Source organism: Meishania litoralis (genome assembly GCF_042611095.1).
In the GTDB taxonomy this organism is placed as follows: domain Bacteria; phylum Bacteroidota; class Bacteroidia; order Flavobacteriales; family Flavobacteriaceae; genus Meishania; species Meishania litoralis.
In genome coordinates this window covers 700,865-722,088 of the sequence record NZ_JBHFPV010000001.1, presented here as the reverse complement: position 1 = coordinate 722,088, position 21,224 = coordinate 700,865, and the positions used below count along the sequence as shown (strand labels likewise).

The window sequence follows — 21,224 nt, the reverse complement described above, 5'->3', positions numbered from 1 at the left end:
ATTGGGGTTAATATAAATGTTATGGAATTTGTTTTTGAGAAGATTCATGTTCCCGATAGGCACTCGTTCATTACGAGAAAACTTCCTTTGAAGTCTGTGGATAATATTCATTCCCATAAAAATTTCGAACTTAATTTCATCTTATCGGGATCGGGCCGTAGGATCGTGGGCGACAATATTTCAGGATTTGAAAGGGGCGATTTGGTGTTGATGGGGCCTGATCTTCCACATTGTTGGGAATTGTCGCCTTGCGAAAAGGAAAACACTTCTTTTTGCATCGTTACCCATTTTTCGGAGGATGTTATGAAATCGGATTTTTTCAGGATGCCCGAGTTGGAAAAAGTATTGCGACTTTTAAGGCAATCGGAACGGGGCCTACGTTTTAAAGTTGAGGATTATGGCAAAATTCAGGCAACGTTTGAAAAAATGACATGGCTTGAAGGTCTCGAATATTATATAGAGCTATTGAAAGTGTTTAATTTGCTGCTACAGGTCGAGGGGCGTGAAAAACTCTCGAACCCCATAAACAAAACGGATTCCTTCTCAAAGAATCTTGAGAAGATCAACAAGGTCTACGAATATGTTTTTCAGCATGTTCAGGAAGGCGTTCGTTTAGAAGAAGCTGCTGCATTATTGCACATGGCCCCAGGTTCGTTTTGTAGGTTTTTCAAAAAAAAGACCGATCTTACATTTATGGAGTACGTCAAGCGGGTACGTGTTGGTATGGCGGCCAAGTTGTTGGCAGAATCAGATAGGCAGATAACCCAGATTTGTTTCGAAAGCGGCTATAATAATTTGGCCAATTTCAACCATTATTTTAAGAGTATCATGGGTATGACCCCTTCGGAGTACCGAAAAAGCCTTGCTTGATCTTGGGCTCAAATGAGTATAAATAACCATATAATATGAGAATACTATTCATCATTGTGGCCCTGAATACGGCCATTTTTGGTCTAGGGCAAGAAAAGAAATTACCTTCGGTTCGACCTCTAGATCATCCGGCCGTAATGACCCAAGAGTTTATTTACGATTTGGAGGACGCCTTGACTCCTGAATGCCACGCCTCTACGGTCGCAGTGAGCAATGCAACGGTCGTTGCATCTTGGTTTGGGGGCACCAAGGAAAAAAATAAGGATGTTGGTATTTGGGTCTCTAGAAATGTAAACGGTTCTTGGTCGGTTCCGGTCGAGGTCGTCAACGGGGTTCAAGAAGATGATACGCGATATCCATGTTGGAATCCCGTGCTGTTCAAATCCAAAGATCGGTCATTGCATTTGTTCTATAAAGTAGGGCCGAGTCCGCAAGAATGGTGGGGTATGGTAATGACCTCTGAAAATGATGGCATAACATGGTCCGAACCTGCAAAACTTCCGGAAGGTATATTAGGGCCCATCAAGAACCAACCTATCCAGCTGGGCGATGGTACAATTCTCTCTCCATCGAGCAACGAAACGAAAGATGGAGTTTGGACGATTCACATTGAAACCAGCGATGATTTTGGAAAGAGTTGGTCCAAAACCGGCCCACTTAATGATCCAGATAAATTTGGAGCCATACAACCCGTAATCTATTATTATGGTAACGGAAAATTTCAATTATTGAGCCGGACAAAAAATGGAGTAATCGGTCAAAACTGGTCTACCGATAGTGGAAAAACTTGGAGCAAAATGACGGCCACTTCGCTTCCGAACCCCAATTCGGGTATCGATGGGATCACGTTAAAAGATGGCCGACAACTTTTGGTCTATAATCCGACCGAAAAAAATTGGGGCGATAGGGTTCCTTTGAGTATCGCAATTTCAAAGAATGGTAAAGAGTGGAAACGTATTTTGGATCTTGAACCTTTGCGCAAAACTACGGACAAGGAGGGAGAAGAATATTCGTATCCCACAGTCATACAAGCTGAGGATGAAACAATACATTTGGTCTACACCTGGAATCGAAAGACCGTCAAGTACATAACCTTGAACCCCGAAAAACTGAAATAGACATTTTAGAAGTTTGTATGGTGATAAAGCCCTGATTTCTTCAAAATTGATTAGATCTATTTGTTTTAAACCCTCTTGGCTGTCTTTCTTTTCGCATTCGGCATCTATATCGGGATTCAACTTTACGAAAAAACACATATTGCGTAAATGACCTACCTAGATTAAGTGTTTCACAACAAAAATTATATAAAAGTAATATAATTCCTACTTTTGTATAGGTAGTTGACTTAAAGAGAAGATTTTGACTCAGAGCAACAAATTCACACCATTTTGTCATTCAATGGTTGTTATGCAGCGTAATAATTATAGGGAGGAGTCCCCAAATCTGGCTTATGTAGTGGAGCTGGCCGGTACTTCTGATTTTGATTTTGAGCAGAAGTTCGTAGCTAGTCTTAAGCATGAATTTTCCATGAATTTAGGTAAATACCTTTTTCATATCAATCGGGGAGAACCAAGGGCCGCGGCAGAAATGGTGCATAAACTGAAGCACAAGATTCGGGTATTGGGAATGCCAAAGGCATCTGATTTCGCTGAACAGCATGAGGAAAAATTACATATTGGTGATACGGAACTTGACGAAGACTTTAAAAAGATATTAAAGACAATCGATATTTTTCTGAAGGAGACAGAATCCAGTATGCAGGGCGATTACGTTGGCTAGGAACTCTACAGGCTTTTTACCTGTAAATCGTGAAAAGCATCGGCCTGTAACTTCAATAGTTCTTCGGCCTTCTGTTTTTTGTAGGCGTAAACCGCTTCTTCCTCGGCAATTTCCCCATAGATTTTTTCGTTCAGTTCGGTATCTGTGGCCAATAATTTTTCACGCTGCATTACTTTCTGGGTTACCCAGGTTTTTAAGGTGCTCTCTTCATCTTCCAATTTTAGGTCATATTCACCCTTTGGAGCCAATAATTTGGCGATGATAGGCGAGGTCTCTATGGCCAAAAACAACAGGAATATGAAAAATGAAGGCATCCACGGCAATTCTCCCAAGGCGTTTATGCGGGCCATGAGTCCGTCGAAACCATCGATTATGGGCTGCGAGTCGTTCACTACCTGGGCATACTCGGTATTCAGGGCGGCAATTTGCGCCTCGATACCTTTTATTTTCTCGTTGTTGGTTTCCTTTAATGCTGTAAGTTCGGCCAATGCGGCATCGTGCTTCTCACGTTTTTCCTTATATACGGGGCCTTTTCCCAATAACATGGTTCCGGCCCTTCCTTCCGCCTCCGATATATATGTGTCGTATAGTGCATTGGTTTCGGCCTCCTTCGCTGCTATTTCCGCTTTAAGGCCAACGATCTCTTGATTCAATTTGTCCACGGCAGGCGTGTATTGGAGGGCAAGCTGTTGCTTGTTGGCCAATGTCATTTCGTTCTTCTGTTCGAGCAACACCTGATTGATCTCCTTTTCAAAAATCTTCATTTCCAAAGGCTTGGAAATGACCATTGCAATGATGATGGCCAAAACGATTCTTGGAGAGGCCTGTACAAGTTCACTGCCGAAACTGTTTCGTTTTTTGATAGTGGAAACGATAAACCGATCGAGGTTAAAGATCAGCAATCCCCATAGTAAACCGAAAAAAACCGAGGACCAGATAGTGTCAAAAACGGTATAAAGAGCATAAGAACTGGCAATGAAGGCCATTACAGCAGTGAAGAAAACGGTCGCGCCTATACCGGCGTACTTGTTCTGTTCACCTTTTGAACACGTTTTTAAAATGGCCGCATCGGCCCCAGAGCAGAGAATGAAAAAGTCTTGTAACATAGTCGATTGATCGATGAATTAATAACTACCGTCTAGCCGAGTGCCGTCAAAAGATAATAGATAGTTCTTGATTGCGCTCGAACCGGGACCAATAGCAGAAAGGTAGGTGTAAGAAAAGGGAACAATAGTATTAGAACGCGACCTTGGTCGTTTTGTTACAAAAAAAGCCTCGAATTTCGAGGCTTTGGATAAAAATTATGATTTTGTCAGTTTTCGATTACGATTGGCGCCGTCGATAATTTTACAATAGGCCTCTTTCCGTTCGCGCGTGAATCGATATTGATCTTATCGTTCTCTTTCAGAATTTGAATCGCCCTATCAGAGCTTATTTTTTCGTCTTGATAGTAGAAAACCGCATCTTTTTTTGCCATTTCTATGACATGGTCCAATGGCGTTTTTGGCGGAGGAGGAGGGGGTGGAACCTCGATAATCTCATTTACCCCTCTTGGGGCCGGAGGTGGAGGAACATCTGATGACCGTCCTTTATGCATTCTTGGTGAAGGAGGAGGTGGAGGAAGTTCCTTTACATCCTCTATATCGGGAACAGGGGCAGGAGGCGGTGGTGGTGGCGGTTTTGGGAAATCGGGAAAAGGTTCGGCATCGGCACGTTGTTTGTCCGACATTAGACCATAGATATATTTTAGCCTTTCGACATCCTTCTTTTTGATGATCATGTTCGAGCGATCCATCTCGTTGTACTTTTTGGCCAAGGCATTGTACTCCTTCATTTCCTTGCGGGTCGCACTACTTTGAACTTTTGACCGAGGCGAATCCTCCGCACCTATAATATTAATCGTGGCGCAACCATACTCTGTTAGGATCTGATCCACTTTTTGTATTACATCTTTTGGGGTGTTGGTATCCACTCTTACAATGGATCGAACAGTTTTTTTTCGCTGTTCGAAGGAAAGGTGTGTATTTATTTTTGATAGGTATGTTGGCAATTCGTCCATGGAGACTATTTTGTCTTTTATCAGAACTTGCCCTGATTTATTAATACGGATTTCGATAACTTCAGCGATGAGAATTTGTTCTTTTGAAAAGTTTTGTTGCTCGGTTACATTGCCTAACTGATTGATTTTTTGAGGTTTATTTTCAGCAAGGGAAAAGCTTAGTTTATTCCAGGCAGTCCCTTTGAGTCCATGGAGTAATATTTTTTCTCCTGTTTTTTCGAATGAAATCAGGAGATTGTCAGTGTTTTTTTCGTTCACTTGTCTTGAATCCACCATGCCATATTTATCCAGTAATTGCTTTGCTCCGGTATCGAGCGTGAAATCTAATTCTAACCATGCACAACCTTCTATGCAATTTAATTTTATTCCTTTTGGGGTACTGGTTACGAGAATTTGAAATTGATTCAGTCTTGATTTAATTAGATTGTCAGATCCTTTTTCAATCAAATTGGGTGCCAATTCATTTAACCTGTCAACTTCATCAGCAAAGGGCTTATTTCCTTTTTCTCTAATAATCTCTTGATTAGGTGTGACTATACGGTAAAAGCCATATTCTAAAACGGAATTATATACAAACCAGATTTCACTATTGGCAATTTCTTTGGAAGAGGTCAAATGAATGTTCAAAATCTTATTTCTAATTTCAGGTTTGACATCTGTGTTGAATTGATTGATCACCTCCTTAAAGTTATCCTTGTTAGCCTTCTTTTCCTCAATTAAGTAGTTGCCGTTTTCTAGAATTTCGATACTTAAGCTTCTCGCGGTGTAATTCGTAATTTCAAGGGCGGAATTGGTCTTTTTTACAACCAGTTTACTTGAGCTAAATCCAAATAACAGCAAGGCCAATAAGGGTATTAGCAAAAGGCTTCTTAACAAGATAGATTTCTTCGATGTTTGTTTTTTCATAATGGTGAAACGTTTTTTGATTGATGAATAATTAATGGCATTCGCGATGCCGGTCGACTGATATTTTTCGGCGCTATCGTGTGATAAGTACGAGAGCAATGTATTTTGATAGTTGGTGCTATTTTGGTTCTTTTTTAGTACGGCATTATCCGCCAAAAATTCGTGATTGAGTTTTATGGCCGTCTTATACAAATGCACAAGCGGATTGAACCAGAATAAAATCTGTAAAAATTCGACGAACAGCACATCGATACTATGCCGCTGTTTGGCATGGGTTTCTTCATGGAGCATCACTTCTTCGGGGATGTCGTTGTTTTCGAATTTCTTTTTGTTCACGAAGATGTAACTGAAAAAAGTATGCGGAGGTAATTGTTCCAACAAAAGCACTTTTGTGATAAAAAGACCTTTTAGTTTGGGGTTTTTCTTGATTCTTTTGCGTATCTGAAAAAGATGACCGAAGAACCGGATTGCGAAACCGAGGAAACCTATTCCGTAAACAATCCAAAGAAACAACGTCCAATCAAATGGGTCTATGGCTTGGGCGGCTACTGGATTTTGGCTTGTTTCAGGGGTTGCAGAAGGTATGGTGGTGAGCAAGGATGATGTTGCGGGCCGTACTTCAACATATTCCGTCAAGACAATACTCGGTATTATAAAAGAAATCACAAGGGCTGCCAATAAATAGAACCGTTTGAATTTATGCATGCTTTCTTGTTCCAGCAAAAGCTTATAGAAAAGAAAGAAAAAGAGCATGCATGCAGCGGATTTTACAAGGAAAATGACCATGGTTATTTCTTTTTTATTTCGTTATCGATCAATTTTTTTAATTCTTCCAATTCTGTTTTGCTAAGGTTTGTTTCCTGCGCAAAGAATGAGGCAAACTGACTGGCACTGTCATTGAAAAAGTTTTTTATGAGTCCGTTTACGTGTTTTGAGAAATAGTCTTTCTTTTTGACCAACGGGTAATATTCCCTAGATCGGCCAAGACTTTTATAATTGACGAAACCTTTATCGGTCATGCGCTTCAAAAGCGTGGCGACCGTTGTCGTCGCAGGTTTTGGCTCGGGGTAGGCATCCAGTAGGTCTTTCATAAAGGCCTTTTTCTGTTTCCAGAGCAAATTCATTAATTCTTCTTCCGATTTTGATAGTTGCATTTCTACGTTTTTAGAGAATGTTCTACAAACATAGAACAAATATTTTAATTCTACAAATGTAGAAAGGAAAAATTCTTGGGATTGTATTAAGTTTGCAATCTTCAAAAACGAATAGAATGGGTTTATTGGAAGTGTTGCAAGGCAGAAGTGGTTCAAAATGCGAACTATGTTCGGCCACAGCTGATTTGCAAGTATATGAAGTTCCGCCGGTATCGACGGGTGGTGTAGATGGAAGTTTATTGGCCTGTAGCGCCTGTATCGGTCAAATTGAGGATGTGGCTAAAATGGATCCTAATCATTGGCGTTGTTTGAACGATAGTATGTGGAGCGAACACGATGCCGTAAAGGTAGTGGCATGGCGAATGCTCACACGTCTGAAAGCCGAAGGATGGCCGCAGGATCTATTGGATATGCTCTATCTCGATGATGAAACACTGCTTTGGGCGAAGGCGACCGGTGAAGGATTGTCGGAAAGCGAAAAAATAATCCATAGAGATGTCAATGGAGCCATCCTTGAAAATGGCGACAGTGTTGTCTTGGTCAAAGACCTGAAGGTCAAAGGTTCAAGCATGGTGGCAAAGCAGGGCACGGCCGTCAGAAGGATTTCTTTGGATCGGGATAACGCCGAATATATAGAAGGCAAGGTTGACGGTCAACATATCGTGATCATTACCAAATATGTGAAGAAGGTGTAATTAGTTGATAGTTGATAGTTGATAGTTGATAGTTGATAGTTGATAGTTGTTTCTTTATTCAACATTCAACATTCAACATCCATGATTCAACATCCAACATCAAGAACTCATCTCGGTAAAAAAATGATAGAAATGAGGAATGGTCTCAATGCCCTTTAGATAGTTCCAGATACCGAAATGTTCGTTGGGCGAATGAATGGCGTCGCTGTCAAGACCAAAACCCATTAAGATGGTTTTACTGCCCAATTCTTTTTCGAAAAGGGAAACGATAGGAATGCTTCCTCCACTACGCTGTGGTATCGGCTTTTTTCCGAAGGTGGTCTCATATGCTCTTGAAGCTGCTCGGTAGCCAATCGTATCGATTGGGGTCACATAGCCCTGTCCACCGTGGTGGGGCGTAACTTTCACTTTTACTCCTTTTGGGGCGATATTCTCAAAATGTTCGGTAAACAATCGGGTGATTTCCTGCCAATCTTGATGGGGTACCAAACGCATGGAGATTTTCGCATAGGCCTTGCTGGCAATCACGGTTTTGGCACCCTCGCCGATATAACCGCCCCAGATACCGTTGACATCCAAGGTAGGCCTAATGGAGTTCCTTTCATTGGTGGTATATCCTTTTTCGCCGTAAACCGATTCGATGTCCAATGCCATTTGGTAATCCTCAAGGCTAAAGGGAGCTTTGGCCATCTCGCCCCTTTCTTCAGCGGTCAATTCCTCGACCTTATCATAAAAACCGGGAATGGTGATATGGTTGTTTTCATCATGGAGCGAAGCGATCATTTTGCTCAAAACATTTATCGGATTGGCCACAGCACCGCCGTAGAGCCCTGAATGCAGATCTCGGTTCGGACCGGTCATCTCGACCTCGACATAACTAAGGCCTCGAAGACCGGTAGTGATAGAGGGCACGTCGTTCGCGATCATACCCGTATCTGAGATCAAGATGATATCATTGGCAAGTTTTGCCTGGTTGCCAGCAACAAATGCAGAAAGACTTTTGCTACCGACCTCTTCTTCACCTTCGATCATAAATTTTACATTACAGGGCAATTGATCTGTTTTGATCATGAATTCCACTGCCTTGACATGCATATAGAATTGTCCTTTATCGTCACAGGCACCTCGGGCAAAAATAGCACCGTCAGGGTGTCTAGATGTTTCTTTGATTACGGGTTCGAATGGTGGAGAATTCCATAAATCCATTGGGTCGGGAGGCTGCACATCGTAGTGTCCGTAGACTAAAACCGTAGGTAGATTCTCGTCGATCGTTTTTTCGCCATATACGATCGGGTACCCATCGGTCTCGCAGATTTCCACGATATCACAACCGGCTTCTTTCAATGACTTTTTGACCATTTCGGCGGTATTTATCACATCTTGGGAAAATGCCGAGTCGGCACTTATCGAGGGAATTTTAAGCAATTCGAAAAGTTCATTAATAAATCGGTCTTTGTTTTGGGCAATGTAATGTTGAATGTTTTGCATGGAAGCGAGTTTGTTCTTTGGCTAAAATTAGCAAAAGAACTTTTTAAAGTCGATCTATTTTAAAATTGAATTTTTGCCTTATATTTGCATCCCGTTTTTCCCGATACAATCGGGAGGGAAATGCAGGCGTGGTGGAATTGGTAGACACGCTAGACTTAGGATCTAGTGCCGCAAGGTGTGAGAGTTCGAGTCTCTCCGCCTGTACTGTAAAAAGCTTCTCTTGAACGAGAAGCTTTTTTATTTTGACAAAATCATATTGTAAGGAGAGACGAGAAGTTTATGCTGAGCGTAGCCGAAATAAGTCTCTCCGCCTGTACAAATAGAAAAGCCGACTTTTAAAAGTCGGCTTTTTTCGATCTACTGTAAAATAATATCAGGCCTACTCGACAGTAACGCTAAAAGTTGCCTCCAAATCGGTCTCTCCGCCTGCATTGGAGAGTCCGGCATTAGGTTTTGTAGGCTCGTGGCGCAATGTAAAGGTGAGCGTGCCCGAACTGGGATTTCCGGCGGTAAGGGTGAATTTGGTCCCTAATGGGTTGCCATCACTGTCTGTATCAATGTACGCAGTGGTTATTTCAAGTCCACCGCCGGAAGTGTAAAAAAGTTGATGCTCCTTGGCTTCTGCCACCACTTCTTTTGTAATGTCCTCGGCAGGCGTTTCGGTTTCGTTCAATAAAACAATGCTGCCATTGTAGGTGACCCCTGCCGCCAAATTTCCTGAAACGGTTATCTCTGGGGCATTTGGGCCGTCACCATCCAAATCTCGGGTCTGCAGTGTAATGGCCGTGCCACCCCCATCAGGGGTTAGGGTAACGGCCAATGTGGTGATCACCTCTTCTTCGTTTACGGCCATCGGAGTGCCATTGTCATCACTTGAGCAAGCGATCGATAAAATTCCCGTGAACAATATTATGCTTATATATTTCAAAATTCTCATTGTCTTTTGTTTTAAAAAAATTAATAATTAATTCTAAGATGAAGTAAAAGGTTTCTGCCTAAATCGTCGGCATAGAAGCGCAGTCGATTCAGGTAGTTTCGGTATGAAGTGTTAAATATATTTGTCACTTCAAGGCCTAAGGTAAGTGTCGACTTTTGGCTAATGTCAAAGTCGATACTCGAATTAAAATTTAGCAGATGGTAAGCGCTTGGTGGCGTGCTTACATCTACAATTTCAAATGTTTCGGTTTCCGGTATGAACACTTCAAAATTGTTATTTGGATATTCGTTCTGCCGAAACACATATTCGCTTTGCAGTTGCAACCATATATTATTGAAATCGCGATTATGATAGACCAGTCCGTTTTTGGTGTTGACCGGTGGAATATCGATCAAGGCTTCCTTTTGACTGCGGTCATATCCTTTGACAAAGGAAAATTGGTGGTCGAAACGGAAATTTTTGGCGAAGGCATAGGAGGCATCCACATCCACACCCAATAATCGGGCATCGGTCTGGCGGTATTCCCAAACCTGAAAATTGCCCCTAACGGTCTGTTGGATTTCCGTTGGTTCGATAACGATAAAATCATTGATCAAATTGATGTACGGATTCAACGAGAAACCGAAATTTTCATTCTCGCGCTGCAGCGTCGAGGAAAATTTATGGGCGGTCTCGGGATCGAAACGCAAATCTCCCAGCTCGATCCTGGAGGCCGAATGGTGCAACCCTTCGCTAAAGAGTTCTGAAGGATTAGGGGCACGGGTAGCCAATGAATAATTAATGAACAGATTGTAACCTTTTCCAAAAGAATAGGTCGCACCTGCCGTTGCCGAATGGTTATAAAAATTCAATTGGGGATTCGTCAAAATTTGGTTTCCCACCTCTTCGATTACCAACTCTGGAAAAAGGGTGTCATAGTTGCGTGACTGCCAAAAGGAAGTGCGATAAAACTTGAAAACATCCATATACGTATAGTCAAAACGCCCCCCTGCCTCTAAGAACCAGCTTTCGTTCAATCGATAATCCAAGATTCCATACACGCCCAAGTCGTATTTATCATAGTCGGGAATCAAGCGTCGTACACCAGTGCCGGGATCGGCGAAATTATTCTGGTAACGGGCCGATAATCCGGCTTTGAAATTTACCGATTCCGAGAAACGCGAATTTAAATCCAACATCAAAGTATGAGTGTCCAATTGAAGGTCCAACGAGGCCTTGTCCCTATCATCCCCACGCCTGATATCGAATTCGAGTCTATGATTGCGCTGAAAATCGTATTGCAGACTTAATTTGCCCAAACCATCGAACCTTTTGAATGCCTTGAACGTGGCCAAATGGTGGGTGACATCTTGTCTGGGCTCGGCGATGTCGTACGTAAAATCATCAATTACCAACGGTCGGTCACTTTTAATCGCCCGCAATTGGTCTTGCGCGCCGCCCAAATGGGAAGCCCGCAAAATACCGATCTCGTTCTTGAACAATGTATAATAGGCTTCTATCGCATAGGAGAAACGATTTAGGCCGATACGCAATGAGGCATTACGCTCAAAAATACCGGTGTTGCTCAGCACGTAGTCCGGTGCCTCAAAATCGCCAAACCGCTTCACGGTTCCTTGTACGGTACCGTGCCAACCACTCTGAAAACTTTTGGTAAGCCGAGAGGTCAGTGATCCGCCCCTTCCGTTCGAAGCCCCTGTCAATGAGGTCTTTCCGTAGAGACTATCCTTTAGGGAAACCTTCGGCGCCTCTGTGATAATGACCCCGCCAACCGCATCGCCACCAAACTGCAAAGCTCCTGCTCCTTTGATCAAAGTAATGTTCCCGGCGGTATTGATGTCCATATTGGGAGCATGTTCGGCGCCCCATTCTTGATCTTCCATCCGTACCCCATCGTTCATGATGATCACACGGCTGCTGTGCAGACCATTGATCAAAGGCTTTACGACAGTATTTCCCGTGTTCAATGATGAAACACCGCTCAAGCTATTTAGGGCATCACCCAAAGAACCGTTGCTGAAACGCTCCAATTCGACTATTGATATTTCGTTTTCAAAAGAGGTCTTGCTCTTGTTCTGGAAAGCCTTGCCCTGAATTGTCACTTCATTGAGCTCTTCCAAATGATGTTCCAACTGAAAATTTCGGGTCGTATTGCCCGATACTTTCACCGAAAACCCCCTTGTGATACAGAAGGGGTGAGAAACCTGTATCGAATAGGTGTTCTCACATAGACCGGCAAAAGCGAATTTTCCGTCCACATCGGTCACGACCGCCTGTTCAGTGCCGGCTACGATCAGCAATGCACCGACCAGAACCGAGCCATCGTGTAGGTCGGCCACCGTGCCCGAAAGGGTATAATCGCAATTTTGCGATATAGAAGGTATACTGCTCAATAACAATAATACCATTACATAGAAACGCATATGGAATTCTTGATTAAAATAAAAACTGGGTTCTTTTTTTAACTAAGAAACTGTGGGGGCGCCCTTAATTGGGTATTTGTTACTTTGAAGGAATGAAGTCTAAGTACACGAAACTGATTTTCAACCCTTGACGGTACAATAGTAGGGGTAAAATCGGAATATCGGGCCAAATCATAGTTGAAAGAGGCCAAATGAAACTGACATACCTGACAGTCGGGAACGCCTTGGTGAATGTGGGTGCTCTGGTCTTTACACTCAACTTGTTCGTGAGATTCACCATCTACGATATGAAAAAACTGTACAGTGGTAGGTAGCATCAATGCCGCCAATAGCATCAATGCTGCAATGATATGTCCAATTTTTTTTTGGGTACTCACCTAAATTGTATTTTCCAACTGAAAAATGTAATCGTAAAGATATGAAACGATAATGAAAACTTTTGTAATTATTTGGATACCAGAGAAAATTGCTTGGGATTATTGTTGGTGGGTTCAACATATCTCATACTTAATTCATTGAAATGCTATTCTCACATTTGCAAAAAAAGAGGGGTGGATAACGAATTATCGGCTTGCCGCTTCTTTTATAAAACTATCTTCGAATCTGAGGTAATGACAAGTGTAGCCATTGGGATTCTTCACCAAGTAGTCTTGATGGTATTCCTCAGCGGGCCAAAAGGTAGAATAGGGTTCCAAGGTGGTGACCACTTTGCCCTGCCACTTGCCAGAGGCATCGACGATCTCGATTATTTCTTTCGCAATCGCCTTTTCTTCTTCATCTTGATAAAAAATGGCAGAACGGTAACTTGAACCTTTATCATTGCCCTGCCGGTCAATGGTGGTTGGATCATGCATTCTGAAAAAATAGTCCAAAATTTCTTTGAAAGATGTAATATTAGGGTCATAGGTCAATTCGATACCTTCGGCATGCCCAGGATGATTACTATAGGTAGGATGGTCATTTTGTCCACCTTGGTACCCTACTTCGGTATCCTTGATGCCGGGCCGTAGTCTAAAAAGGTCTTCCATGCCCCAGAAACAACCACCGGCAATATATGCTTTCTTATAATGGTCCATTTTGATATTTTTTTATTTAGAAAACTTCTTTATTTAGTCTGCAATCGCATAATAAAATTACATGGAATAACGCGAAAGTCAATTCAAAGCGATTATTTATGGCTCATTGTTCCTTGTCAGGCGTAAGCATCAATTTTTGAAGAAAATCAATGACTTTTGATTCAGGCATCTCACATGGCTTTAATAAACCTTCATTTTTTATGAAATAATAATTGAAACTTACAAAATCAGATCCTCCCAGGGCCTTGCCAAAAATTTTAAGTGATTTGCCCTTATTGAAAAAGGTTTTTGTTATTCCATATTTGGTACCGCAATAAATACCTTCTGAATAACCTTCGGGTATTTTATCCATCATATTTAGAACCGATTCGTTCATTATTTACACCATAAGGTTTGGCCGATAATTTTTCAAGAGCTACAGGAAAGCATGGAGCATCCTACCTTGTGTCTAGCCCATTCGGGCCGTTTGGCAAACCATTTTTCTTTGCCCGGCTGTTCATCATAGGGTTTTTTCAGTAACACGAATAGCTCTTCAATCAGTCCATAACTTCCTTTGTCGGCTTCATCAATCGCTAATTGGGCCATGTAATTGCGCAGAACATATTTGGGGTTGACCTTGTTCATTTCAATTTTACGTTGATTATCGCCTAATTTTTCCAAGGATAACCTTTCGGCATAGTTTTTAAACCAATCAAACCATTCTTCTTTTATTCGATCTCTTATTTCTTCGGGTCTATAAAAAGCCTTTTTCACCACGGGAAACCAATTTTCATAAGCGCCTTTTTCAAGATTGGCCAGATTTCTAAAAAAAATGGTCATATCGGTCTCAGAACGCTGCATCATCTTCTCCAAAACCTCAATTAGCATAATATCAGAATTGTTTTCTAGTTGTAATCCGAGTTTAGACCGCATCATCGCTAAATGGGCTGCATCAAGTTCTTCCTGATATTCTTTCAATATGGTTTCAAGGGGTTCGGCTTGTTCGATTAAAGGATAGAGGGCGTTGGCCAGTTGAAATAGATTCCATAGCACGATTTGAGGCTGGGCGCCGTAACGATATCGTTTGTTTGCCCTGTCTGTGGTATTAGGTGTCCATCCATGATCGTAACCTTCCAACCATCCGTAAGGGCCATAATCTATGGTGAGTCCTAAAATCGACATGTTGTCAGTGTTTATAACGCCGTGCACAAAACCTACCCTTTGCCAATGAATGACCATTTTCAAGCTCTTGATGGCCACTTCCTTGAGAAAATTGACATATGCTTTTTTTGAAGGTTTCCCGAGATGGGAATAGTGGTTGCGTATGGTGTAATCGACCAATGTCTTCAATGTCTTCTTATCTCCTCTTGCCGAAAAAATCTCATAACTTCCGAAACGCAGAAATGATGGGGCGACCCTGGTAACAATGGCTCCTTTTTCATAAGCAGGGTTTCCATCGTACATGACGTCGCGCAATACTTGATCCCCTGAAAGTGCCAAGGACAATGCGCGAGTCGTTGGAACTCCTAAATGGTGCATGGCCTCACTGCACAGATACTCTCGAATGGAGGAGCGAAGCACTGCAAGGCCATCTGCAGAGCGTGAATACGGAGTTTCGCCTGCACCTTTCAATTGTAATGCCCAGCGTTTGTCGTCGTGTTCTATTTCGGCAAGATTGATAGCTCTTCCATCACCTAATTGTCCGGCCCAATTGCCGAATTGATGTCCGCCATAGCACATGGCGTAGGGATTGGTTTTCGGCAAAATCTGCGAGCCTGTAAATACTTCCAAAAAATCTTTTGAACTGCTATCTGCATCCGAAAGACCTAGTGCTCCGATCATTTCGGGAGATGTATGTAAAAGAAACGGATTGCCAGGTTTTTTTGGCTTAACATAAGAAAAGCAAGATTCCTTTACCTGTCTTCTTACATTTTCTTTAATAGGGTCGGCAGGCAACTCTTTGGTCAAACGGTCGTTTATTTTTAAACTTAAAGTCAAAATGATGCCCCTTTGGTTATATTAAAGCGCTTTTTATGCATCCGTCTGGAGTATCAACGACTCGGAGTTGATGCAATATCTTAGACCACTGGGTTCCGGGCCATCTGGAAAGACATGGCCTTGATGGGCGTCACACGTGTTGCATTGAACCTCGACACGAACCATGCCAAATGAACTGTCCTTGATATACTTGATCGCGTTTTCTTTCATGGGTTGGGTAAAACTTGGCCAACCCGTGCCTGAATCGAACTTTATCGTCGAATCGAACAAAGGGGTGCCACAGCATACACAGTTGTATCTTCCGGCATCATATCTGCTGCATAGTGCGCCACTGTGAGGTACTTCGGTTCCAGCCTTTCGCGTGATTCTGAATTGTTCGGGAGTCAATATCGCCCTCCACTCCTCTTCGGTCTTTTCAACCCTTCGATCAGGTTTTGGGTTTCCACTAACCGTAAAGTGTATAATGTCTTTCCAAGTTAACATGCTTCGATCTTTATAGTATTATACAAATATACTATCAAAACCATATTATATTTTATTTGGGCCCTGGGCTTGAAGTGCTTTAATTAATAACCAAGAGTAATTCAATTTACAGGTTCATAAATACGCATAGTTCAAGTTAGTGGGTGATTAGAAACAAAATGTCATGAAAGGGAAGTTTTACCTGGCGAATACTATTTGAACCAATGGCTATTGCCGTTACAAACCATTCATAACATTGAAAGGTAGTGTATTTAAGTAATGATGTAGCGCGGTTGCTTTAATATGTACGTAAATGCCCTTATCATAACTTCTTGCATCTTCGTTATAAAATCTTTGTTACATCGGGTATCGCGAAAAAGTTAGTACGGATCCGATTGGTTAGATAGACCTATATGTCGGGAAGTGTTTCTGTTTCGATTATTTTTTTATTAAAATGTTATGATTTAATTTAAATTTAAGATTTCACTTACTATATTGTGCATATTAAAGTTTTCACAAATATAGAAAGCTGATTATTTAATAAGGATTAACAATGGATACTGGACCTTAAACCTATTGGTTTAAAGTATCTTAGCATAAAAACAAGCATGGATTTTACAGAATTGGCCCTGGAATTCGAGAGTAGGAAAATGAGCAATATGTCTACTAGCGATAGGGTAACGGCTTCTCGGGAAGCCAAGGATTTAATATTGAAGATCAACGAGGTATATAAGGAGACCAAAGATGAGAAGTTGATGGATCTCATGAAAAGAATAACCGTAAAGAAAAAGAAAATTGATAAACGGTTAAACGGCAGGCTTACCGTAGATTAGTTTTAATGATTGGAACAGACTAAAAAAAGCCCCGATAAGGGGCTTTTTTGGTACTTGTCAAAATCAAAATGGTAAACAATAAATAGGGGCACAAAATTTGGGGAAATTAATACGGCATTTTCTAAAAGAAACCGAACGCCCAAAGTATAAGGCTAACGACAACGGCAAGTAAAATACCTACCAAAACGACCACCATTACACTTAAGAAACCGTTCAATAACCTTGCGCCGAAGGTAATTTCCTGTTCCATGATTATTATTATTTACCTTAAATGTAGTGATTTGAAGTCGAATAATAGGATTTTTCAACAATTATTTCGACTAACAGCTTCATAATTAGTGTGTTCAGGCGATAAAAGGTCGAAATAATCGACAAGCCGTTAAGCTTAAAGACCTTGGTCTATCATTCTCCTTTGATCAATTTCTTGGTAAGGGCCTCTAAAGAAACGCCCTTGGTCTCTGGCATCATGAAACGAACGAACAATAATTGGAGCACCATCATAAAGGCAAAAAAGGCGAACACGGGCCCTGGGCCTATCCACCCGAACAAAAATGGAATTGATGAAGGTATGAGCCAAGCTAGTACCCAATGTGTTGAACTGCCGAATGATTGTCCCGAACCTCTAAGGTGGTTCGGAAATATTTCTGAAATGAATACCCAGATAACAGCCCCCTGGCCAATTGCATGAGAAGCAATGAAAAGAAAAAGAAAAATGGGTACCGCTAGTCCGCTCCACTCCAAGATAAAGGCGGCCGATACCAATGATAACGATACGATGTACCCTACCGAACCTATATACATTAATTGTTTTCGGCCCAACCTGTCGATCAAGAATATGCCGACCAAAGTAAATAACAGATTGGTAATTCCGATACCGATACTGCTTAATAGTGCAGTGCTTTCACCCAATCCGGCCGATTCAAAAATTCGTGGGGCATAGTACAAAAATGCGTTGATGCCCGAAAATTGGTTGAAAAAAGCGATCAAAAATGCCAATATCAAGGGAAATCGATATTTCTTCATGAAAATGCTTTCGGAGTTTTCATGCTTTCCTTGTGTGGCATCCATACTAGTTTGTAAAGCTTCTACCGTCAATTCAGGATTTGTCGCGGCAAGAATTTCGCGTGCCTCGTGAATTCTGTTTTTGGTCAAAAGCCAACGCGGACTTTTGGGCACAGTGAAGACGAACATAGTATAGATAATCGCCGGGAAGGCTTCTACCCCGACCATCCACCGCCAATCATCATCACCCATATCACTCAGGGCATAATTCGAAACGAATGCCATCAAAATACCGAATACCAACATAAACTGATATAGGCCGACCAGTCTGCCACGATGTTCGGCGGGGGCAATTTCCGAGATGTAGGCGGGTGCCGCAACGGTCGAGGCCCCGATTCCCAGACCTCCGATAAACCTTGCGATGGCAAAAGTATAAGGATCATTTGCGAATGCAGAACCAATTGCCGAGACCGTAAAAAGTATTCCAATCCAAATTAGTGTATTTTTTCGACCTATTTTATTGGTAGGAAAGCCACCGAATACGGCTCCTACTATCGTGCCGAAAAGGGCCATTCCGATTACGACCGTACCATGAAAGGCATCTGAGGAGTTCCAAAGGAGTTGCAATTTTTTCTCCGCCCCTGAGATAACTACGGTGTCGAATCCGAACAAAAATCCTGCTAGTGCAGCGATCATGGAAATTCTTAAAATCTTGGAATTCATTGAGATGGTTTGTTGGTTTTTGTAAAGCTAACAAAAATCGACAAACGAACTCAAGTCATTTTATTGCAGTTTCGCCTGCAATGGTTTTAGTGTATCACGTTTTTTAGACCGTAAAGGTTTCTTAGGTTTGGTATCGTCAGAATCACGTGACTTGTCAACGTCAGGTGTTTTTCGCAATTGCACCGAATCGTATGATGGAACCGATTGTTCTTTTCTAGAATCTTGGTGTTGTTCTCCCAAAGTTTCGCGACAAGAAATAAAAGTGTGGCATATGGCCGAAAGTAGGATGATCCTAAAAAAATTCATATCAGGGCAAAACAGGTTCAGAGTAATTTACGGATGTACTCAATAATCTGGATGCTTGCGCCCTTGTTTTTGGAAATATAGGATGCGTTTATGGTTCCGCTTTTTGAACGAAGTCCTACATCGTCGAGCAATTTTTTCATCAGTTCACTGAACTGAAAGCTATCGGCGACCGATAGAATCCCTTTTTTGGCCACTAGATCTTCGGCCTCCTTGAAACCATGGTAATTAGGGCCGACAATTACAGGAATTCCAAAAACGGCAGGTTCAAGGGTATTGTGAAGACCTGTGGCAAAACCCCCGCCCACGTAGGCAATATCCGCATAGCTATATATTTTGGTCAGCAGTCCGATATGGTCAATAATGAGTACCTCAAAGTCGGCAATGGTATTTTCATCAAATTTTGAATAGCGTACCGTTTTCTTCGAAATCGCCCCGGTCAGCCCCAATATTTTGTTGTTTTCGATTTTATGGGGTGCCAAGACATACTTAAGGCCCTTGGGCGCGTTGTTTATGTAATCGACAAGAATAGCCTCATCTTCTGGCCAGGTGCTTCCTGCCACAAAGCACAGACGGTTCTTTTTGAATTGCTCTAGAAAAGAAAGCCGGTTATCGCGTTCCAAAATTTCTGAAACCCTATCGAGGCGCGTGTCACCGCTAACGGTTGTATTTTTTATTCCTATAGATTCGAGCAATCGGGCTGACGAATCGTCCTGTAGAAAAATATGCGAAAAGGTTCTCAGGGTGTCGCGCATAAAGCCACCGTACCATTTAAAATATATTTGGTTCTGTTTGAATATAGCGGAGGCCAAAATGGTCGGGATCTGTCTCTTGTTTAGTTCTTTCAAATAGTTCGGCCAGATTTCATATTTGATGAATATGGCCAATTTAGGACGGGCAAATTCTAAAAAAAGAGTGGCATTTTTGGCCGTATCGATAGGAAGATATGTGGTCAGGTCTGCGACCCGGGTATCTTTTTTGATTTCATATCCCGATGGGGAAAAAAAACTTACCAATATTTTATACGTTGGAAATTCGGTGCGTAATTTCTCCATTATTGGAAGCCCTTGTTCGAACTCTCCCAATGATGCGACGTGTACCCATATAATTTCATCGGATCCTGAAATGGCATTCTTTAAGGTCGGAATGACATTTTTTCTGCCTTGAACGAAAAGCCTGATCTTTGGGTTGAAAAGTGCCACCGCTTTTAAAAAGAACCAGCTGATGAGCGCTACAAAATTATAGACAAATTGCACCTAAGTATCGTTTGGGGCTAAATTACGTTTCTTTAAAGAAATCATAGTTCGCCGTTTCGTATTTTTGTGTCGAAACTTGTTTAAAATTCGCGATGAGAAAAATCCAGATGGTCGATTTGGGCGGCCAATATGAGGGAATAAAAGACCAAATCAATTCCGCACTGGTCAATATAATGGAAACATCGGCCTTTATCAATGGACCGGAAGTACATGCTTTTCAAAAAGAACTTGAAGATTATTTGGGGGTCAAACATGTTATTCCGTGCGCTAACGGTACCGATGCCCTACAGATTGCCATGATGGGGTTGGGTTTGAAGCCGGGCGACGAGGTCATTACCGCTGATTTTACCTTTGCCGCAACGGTCGAGGTAATCGCCCTTTTGCAATTGACCCCGGTTCTTGTCGATGTGGATCCCGAGACTTTCAATATCGATTTGGCCGCTGTAGAAAGATCAATTACACCAAAGACAAAAGCAATCGTGCCTGTTCATCTATTTGGCCAATGTGCCGATATGGATGCAATTTTGGCACTTGCCGAAAAGCATGATCTTTATGTCATTGAAGATAATGCCCAGGCCATAGGTGCCAGCTATACTTTTAAAAATGGCGATAAACAAAAATCAGGTGCCATGGGCCACGTCGGTGCGACTTCATTCTTTCCGTCTAAAAATCTGGGTTGCTATGGAGATGGAGGGGCTATTTTCACCAATGATGATACCCTTGCACATAGGTTAAGAGGAATCGTGAACCATGGCATGTATGAAAGGTACCATCACGATGTCGTGGGCGTAAACTCACGTTTAGATTCGATTCAAGCCGCCGTTTTAAGGGCCAAATTGCCAAAATTGGATGAATATTGCAACCGTAGAAGGGAAGCCGCAGACAAGTATTCGGCCGCTTTTTACGGTCAGGAAAACATAGTGTTGCCCAGAACAAACCACACCTGCAAAGATGGTAACGATACATGTGATTGCCATGTTTTTCATCAGTACACCTTACGGATAACCAATGGAAAAAGGGATGCCTTGGTCACACATCTGGGCGAGAAAAATATTCCGTGCGGTGTATACTACCCGATACCCTTGCACAGGCAAAAGGCTTATGCCGACACTAGATATGATGAAAAAGATTTCGCGGTTACCAATCAGTTGGTCGAAGAGGTCATCTCGTTGCCGATGCATACCGAGCTTGATGATGAGCAGATTGCCTTTATTTCATCTACGGTCATCGGTTTTGTCAATGCGTGATAAACGATATTGCTAATTTTGACGTTCGTACACTAAC

The 21,224-nt window shown here is 42.0% G+C and carries 21 protein-coding genes and 1 tRNA gene; 7 read left to right on the top strand and 15 right to left on the bottom strand.

Features of this window, described 5'->3' with window-relative positions; translation table 11 throughout:
* Positions 1 to 21: 21 nt before the first annotated feature.
* From ACEZ3G_RS03240 to ACEZ3G_RS03230, 3 genes are all read left to right on the top strand, one after another.
* Positions 22 to 870, top strand: coding sequence for an AraC family transcriptional regulator (locus tag ACEZ3G_RS03240; protein WP_432424038.1), 849 nt, complete (start codon positions 22 to 24; stop codon positions 868 to 870).
* Between the two features lie 35 nt (positions 871 to 905).
* Entirely contained in the window at positions 906 to 1,988 is a 1,083-nt protein-coding gene (locus ACEZ3G_RS03235; RefSeq protein ID WP_432424037.1) for a sialidase family protein, read from the top strand.
* Positions 1,989 to 2,277: 289 nt separating this feature from the next.
* Positions 2,278 to 2,649, top strand: a complete 372-nt coding sequence (locus ACEZ3G_RS03230; protein WP_432424036.1) for an Hpt domain-containing protein — start codon at positions 2,278 to 2,280, stop codon at positions 2,647 to 2,649.
* Between the two features lie 5 nt (positions 2,650 to 2,654).
* Here ACEZ3G_RS03230 and ACEZ3G_RS03225 read toward each other — a convergent pair whose 3' ends face one another.
* From ACEZ3G_RS03225 to ACEZ3G_RS03215, 3 genes are all read right to left on the bottom strand, one after another.
* On the bottom strand, positions 2,655 to 3,755 hold the full coding sequence (locus tag ACEZ3G_RS03225) for a DUF4407 domain-containing protein (protein WP_432424035.1): 1,101 nt from the start codon (positions 3,753 to 3,755) through the stop codon (positions 2,655 to 2,657).
* 206 nt (positions 3,756 to 3,961) lie between these two features.
* Positions 3,962 to 6,400 (bottom strand): M56 family metallopeptidase, encoded by a 2,439-nt coding sequence (locus ACEZ3G_RS03220; protein WP_432424034.1) that lies wholly within the window; start codon positions 6,398 to 6,400, stop codon positions 3,962 to 3,964.
* 2 nt (positions 6,401 to 6,402) lie between these two features.
* Entirely contained in the window at positions 6,403 to 6,768 is a 366-nt protein-coding gene (locus tag ACEZ3G_RS03215) for a BlaI/MecI/CopY family transcriptional regulator (protein WP_432424033.1), read from the bottom strand.
* 116 nt (positions 6,769 to 6,884) lie between these two features.
* On the opposite strand from ACEZ3G_RS03215, the gene ACEZ3G_RS03210 reads away from it, so the two are divergent.
* The gene (locus ACEZ3G_RS03210) at positions 6,885 to 7,463 is read left to right on the top strand and encodes a PhnA domain-containing protein (RefSeq protein WP_432424032.1); all 579 of its coding nucleotides are present in this window, start codon (positions 6,885 to 6,887) and stop codon (positions 7,461 to 7,463) included.
* Positions 7,464 to 7,562: 99 nt separating this feature from the next.
* On the opposite strand, the gene ACEZ3G_RS03205 is transcribed toward ACEZ3G_RS03210, so the two are convergent.
* Positions 7,563 to 8,951 (bottom strand): dipeptidase, encoded by a 1,389-nt coding sequence (locus ACEZ3G_RS03205; protein WP_432424031.1) that lies wholly within the window; start codon positions 8,949 to 8,951, stop codon positions 7,563 to 7,565.
* A gap of 122 nt (positions 8,952 to 9,073) precedes the next feature.
* Here ACEZ3G_RS03205 and ACEZ3G_RS03200 point away from each other — a divergent pair.
* A tRNA-Leu gene (locus ACEZ3G_RS03200) sits at positions 9,074 to 9,155 on the top strand.
* A 175-nt stretch (positions 9,156 to 9,330) separates the two neighbouring features.
* On the opposite strand, the gene ACEZ3G_RS03195 is transcribed toward ACEZ3G_RS03200, so the two are convergent.
* From ACEZ3G_RS03195 to msrB, 7 genes are all read right to left on the bottom strand, one after another.
* Positions 9,331 to 9,888 carry a type 1 periplasmic binding fold superfamily protein gene (locus tag ACEZ3G_RS03195; protein WP_432424030.1) on the bottom strand — a complete coding sequence of 186 codons (558 nt, stop codon included), beginning with the start codon at positions 9,886 to 9,888 and terminating at the stop codon, positions 9,331 to 9,333.
* 20 nt (positions 9,889 to 9,908) lie between these two features.
* On the bottom strand, positions 9,909 to 12,308 hold the full coding sequence (locus tag ACEZ3G_RS03190; protein ID WP_432424029.1) for a TonB-dependent receptor: 2,400 nt from the start codon (positions 12,306 to 12,308) through the stop codon (positions 9,909 to 9,911).
* 38 nt (positions 12,309 to 12,346) lie between these two features.
* Positions 12,347 to 12,685 carry a hypothetical protein gene (locus ACEZ3G_RS03185; RefSeq protein WP_432424028.1) on the bottom strand — a complete coding sequence of 113 codons (339 nt, stop codon included), beginning with the start codon at positions 12,683 to 12,685 and terminating at the stop codon, positions 12,347 to 12,349.
* A gap of 186 nt (positions 12,686 to 12,871) precedes the next feature.
* Entirely contained in the window at positions 12,872 to 13,384 is a 513-nt protein-coding gene (gene msrA, locus ACEZ3G_RS03180; protein ID WP_432424027.1) for a peptide-methionine (S)-S-oxide reductase MsrA, read from the bottom strand.
* 103 nt (positions 13,385 to 13,487) lie between these two features.
* Complete coding sequence (locus ACEZ3G_RS03175) at positions 13,488 to 13,760, bottom strand: peptide methionine sulfoxide reductase (protein WP_432424026.1); 273 nt, start codon at positions 13,758 to 13,760, stop codon at positions 13,488 to 13,490.
* 32 nt (positions 13,761 to 13,792) lie between these two features.
* Positions 13,793 to 15,331: a protein adenylyltransferase SelO gene (locus tag ACEZ3G_RS03170; RefSeq protein ID WP_432424025.1), complete on the bottom strand. Its 1,539-nt coding sequence runs from the start codon at positions 15,329 to 15,331 to the stop codon at positions 13,793 to 13,795.
* Positions 15,332 to 15,394: 63 nt separating this feature from the next.
* Positions 15,395 to 15,844 (bottom strand): peptide-methionine (R)-S-oxide reductase MsrB, encoded by a 450-nt coding sequence (gene msrB, locus ACEZ3G_RS03165; protein WP_432424024.1) that lies wholly within the window; start codon positions 15,842 to 15,844, stop codon positions 15,395 to 15,397.
* 587 nt (positions 15,845 to 16,431) lie between these two features.
* Here msrB and ACEZ3G_RS03160 point away from each other — a divergent pair.
* Positions 16,432 to 16,656: a hypothetical protein gene (locus tag ACEZ3G_RS03160; protein ID WP_432424023.1), complete on the top strand. Its 225-nt coding sequence runs from the start codon at positions 16,432 to 16,434 to the stop codon at positions 16,654 to 16,656.
* 121 nt (positions 16,657 to 16,777) lie between these two features.
* Here ACEZ3G_RS03160 and ACEZ3G_RS03155 read toward each other — a convergent pair whose 3' ends face one another.
* The 4 genes from ACEZ3G_RS03155 to ACEZ3G_RS03140 form a co-directional block, all read right to left on the bottom strand.
* Positions 16,778 to 16,906, bottom strand: coding sequence for a hypothetical protein (locus ACEZ3G_RS03155; protein WP_432424022.1), 129 nt, complete (start codon positions 16,904 to 16,906; stop codon positions 16,778 to 16,780).
* 152 nt (positions 16,907 to 17,058) lie between these two features.
* A complete protein-coding gene (locus ACEZ3G_RS03150; protein ID WP_432424021.1) occupies positions 17,059 to 18,381 on the bottom strand; it encodes a sugar porter family MFS transporter in 1,323 nt (440 codons plus the stop codon).
* 60 nt (positions 18,382 to 18,441) lie between these two features.
* On the bottom strand, positions 18,442 to 18,687 hold the full coding sequence (locus ACEZ3G_RS03145; RefSeq protein ID WP_432424020.1) for a hypothetical protein: 246 nt from the start codon (positions 18,685 to 18,687) through the stop codon (positions 18,442 to 18,444).
* 17 nt (positions 18,688 to 18,704) lie between these two features.
* A complete protein-coding gene (locus tag ACEZ3G_RS03140; protein WP_432424019.1) occupies positions 18,705 to 19,940 on the bottom strand; it encodes a 3-deoxy-D-manno-octulosonic acid transferase in 1,236 nt (411 codons plus the stop codon).
* A 92-nt stretch (positions 19,941 to 20,032) separates the two neighbouring features.
* Between ACEZ3G_RS03140 and ACEZ3G_RS03135 the strand changes: the two genes are divergently transcribed.
* Positions 20,033 to 21,187, top strand: a complete 1,155-nt coding sequence (locus tag ACEZ3G_RS03135; protein WP_432424018.1) for a DegT/DnrJ/EryC1/StrS family aminotransferase — start codon at positions 20,033 to 20,035, stop codon at positions 21,185 to 21,187.
* The last annotated feature ends 37 nt before the right edge of the window (positions 21,188 to 21,224 follow it).

Bases quoted from the DNA above. Each gene is read 5' to 3' on its own strand.
- ACEZ3G_RS03240 (WP_432424038.1), top strand. From the start codon at position 22: ATGGAATTTGTTTTTGAGAAGATTCATGTTCCCGATAGGCACTCGTTC.
- ACEZ3G_RS03235 (WP_432424037.1), top strand. From the start codon at position 906: ATGAGAATACTATTCATCATTGTGGCCCTGAATACGGCCATTTTTGGT.
- ACEZ3G_RS03230 (WP_432424036.1), top strand. From the start codon at position 2,278: ATGCAGCGTAATAATTATAGGGAGGAGTCCCCAAATCTGGCTTATGTA.
- ACEZ3G_RS03225 (WP_432424035.1), bottom strand. From the start codon at position 3,755: ATGTTACAAGACTTTTTCATTCTCTGCTCTGGGGCCGATGCGGCCATT.
- ACEZ3G_RS03220 (WP_432424034.1), bottom strand. From the start codon at position 6,400: ATGGTCATTTTCCTTGTAAAATCCGCTGCATGCATGCTCTTTTTCTTT.
- ACEZ3G_RS03215 (WP_432424033.1), bottom strand. From the start codon at position 6,768: ATGCAACTATCAAAATCGGAAGAAGAATTAATGAATTTGCTCTGGAAA.
- ACEZ3G_RS03210 (WP_432424032.1), top strand. From the start codon at position 6,885: ATGGGTTTATTGGAAGTGTTGCAAGGCAGAAGTGGTTCAAAATGCGAA.
- ACEZ3G_RS03205 (WP_432424031.1), bottom strand. From the start codon at position 8,951: ATGCAAAACATTCAACATTACATTGCCCAAAACAAAGACCGATTTATT.
- ACEZ3G_RS03195 (WP_432424030.1), bottom strand. From the start codon at position 9,888: ATGAGAATTTTGAAATATATAAGCATAATATTGTTCACGGGAATTTTA.
- ACEZ3G_RS03190 (WP_432424029.1), bottom strand. From the start codon at position 12,308: ATGCGTTTCTATGTAATGGTATTATTGTTATTGAGCAGTATACCTTCT.
- msrA (WP_432424027.1), bottom strand. From the start codon at position 13,384: ATGGACCATTATAAGAAAGCATATATTGCCGGTGGTTGTTTCTGGGGC.
- ACEZ3G_RS03175 (WP_432424026.1), bottom strand. From the start codon at position 13,760: ATGAACGAATCGGTTCTAAATATGATGGATAAAATACCCGAAGGTTAT.
- msrB (WP_432424024.1), bottom strand. From the start codon at position 15,844: ATGTTAACTTGGAAAGACATTATACACTTTACGGTTAGTGGAAACCCA.
- ACEZ3G_RS03160 (WP_432424023.1), top strand. From the start codon at position 16,432: ATGGATTTTACAGAATTGGCCCTGGAATTCGAGAGTAGGAAAATGAGC.
- ACEZ3G_RS03155 (WP_432424022.1), bottom strand. From the start codon at position 16,906: ATGGAACAGGAAATTACCTTCGGCGCAAGGTTATTGAACGGTTTCTTA.
- ACEZ3G_RS03150 (WP_432424021.1), bottom strand. From the start codon at position 18,381: ATGAATTCCAAGATTTTAAGAATTTCCATGATCGCTGCACTAGCAGGA.
- ACEZ3G_RS03145 (WP_432424020.1), bottom strand. From the start codon at position 18,687: ATGAATTTTTTTAGGATCATCCTACTTTCGGCCATATGCCACACTTTT.
- ACEZ3G_RS03135 (WP_432424018.1), top strand. From the start codon at position 20,033: ATGAGAAAAATCCAGATGGTCGATTTGGGCGGCCAATATGAGGGAATA.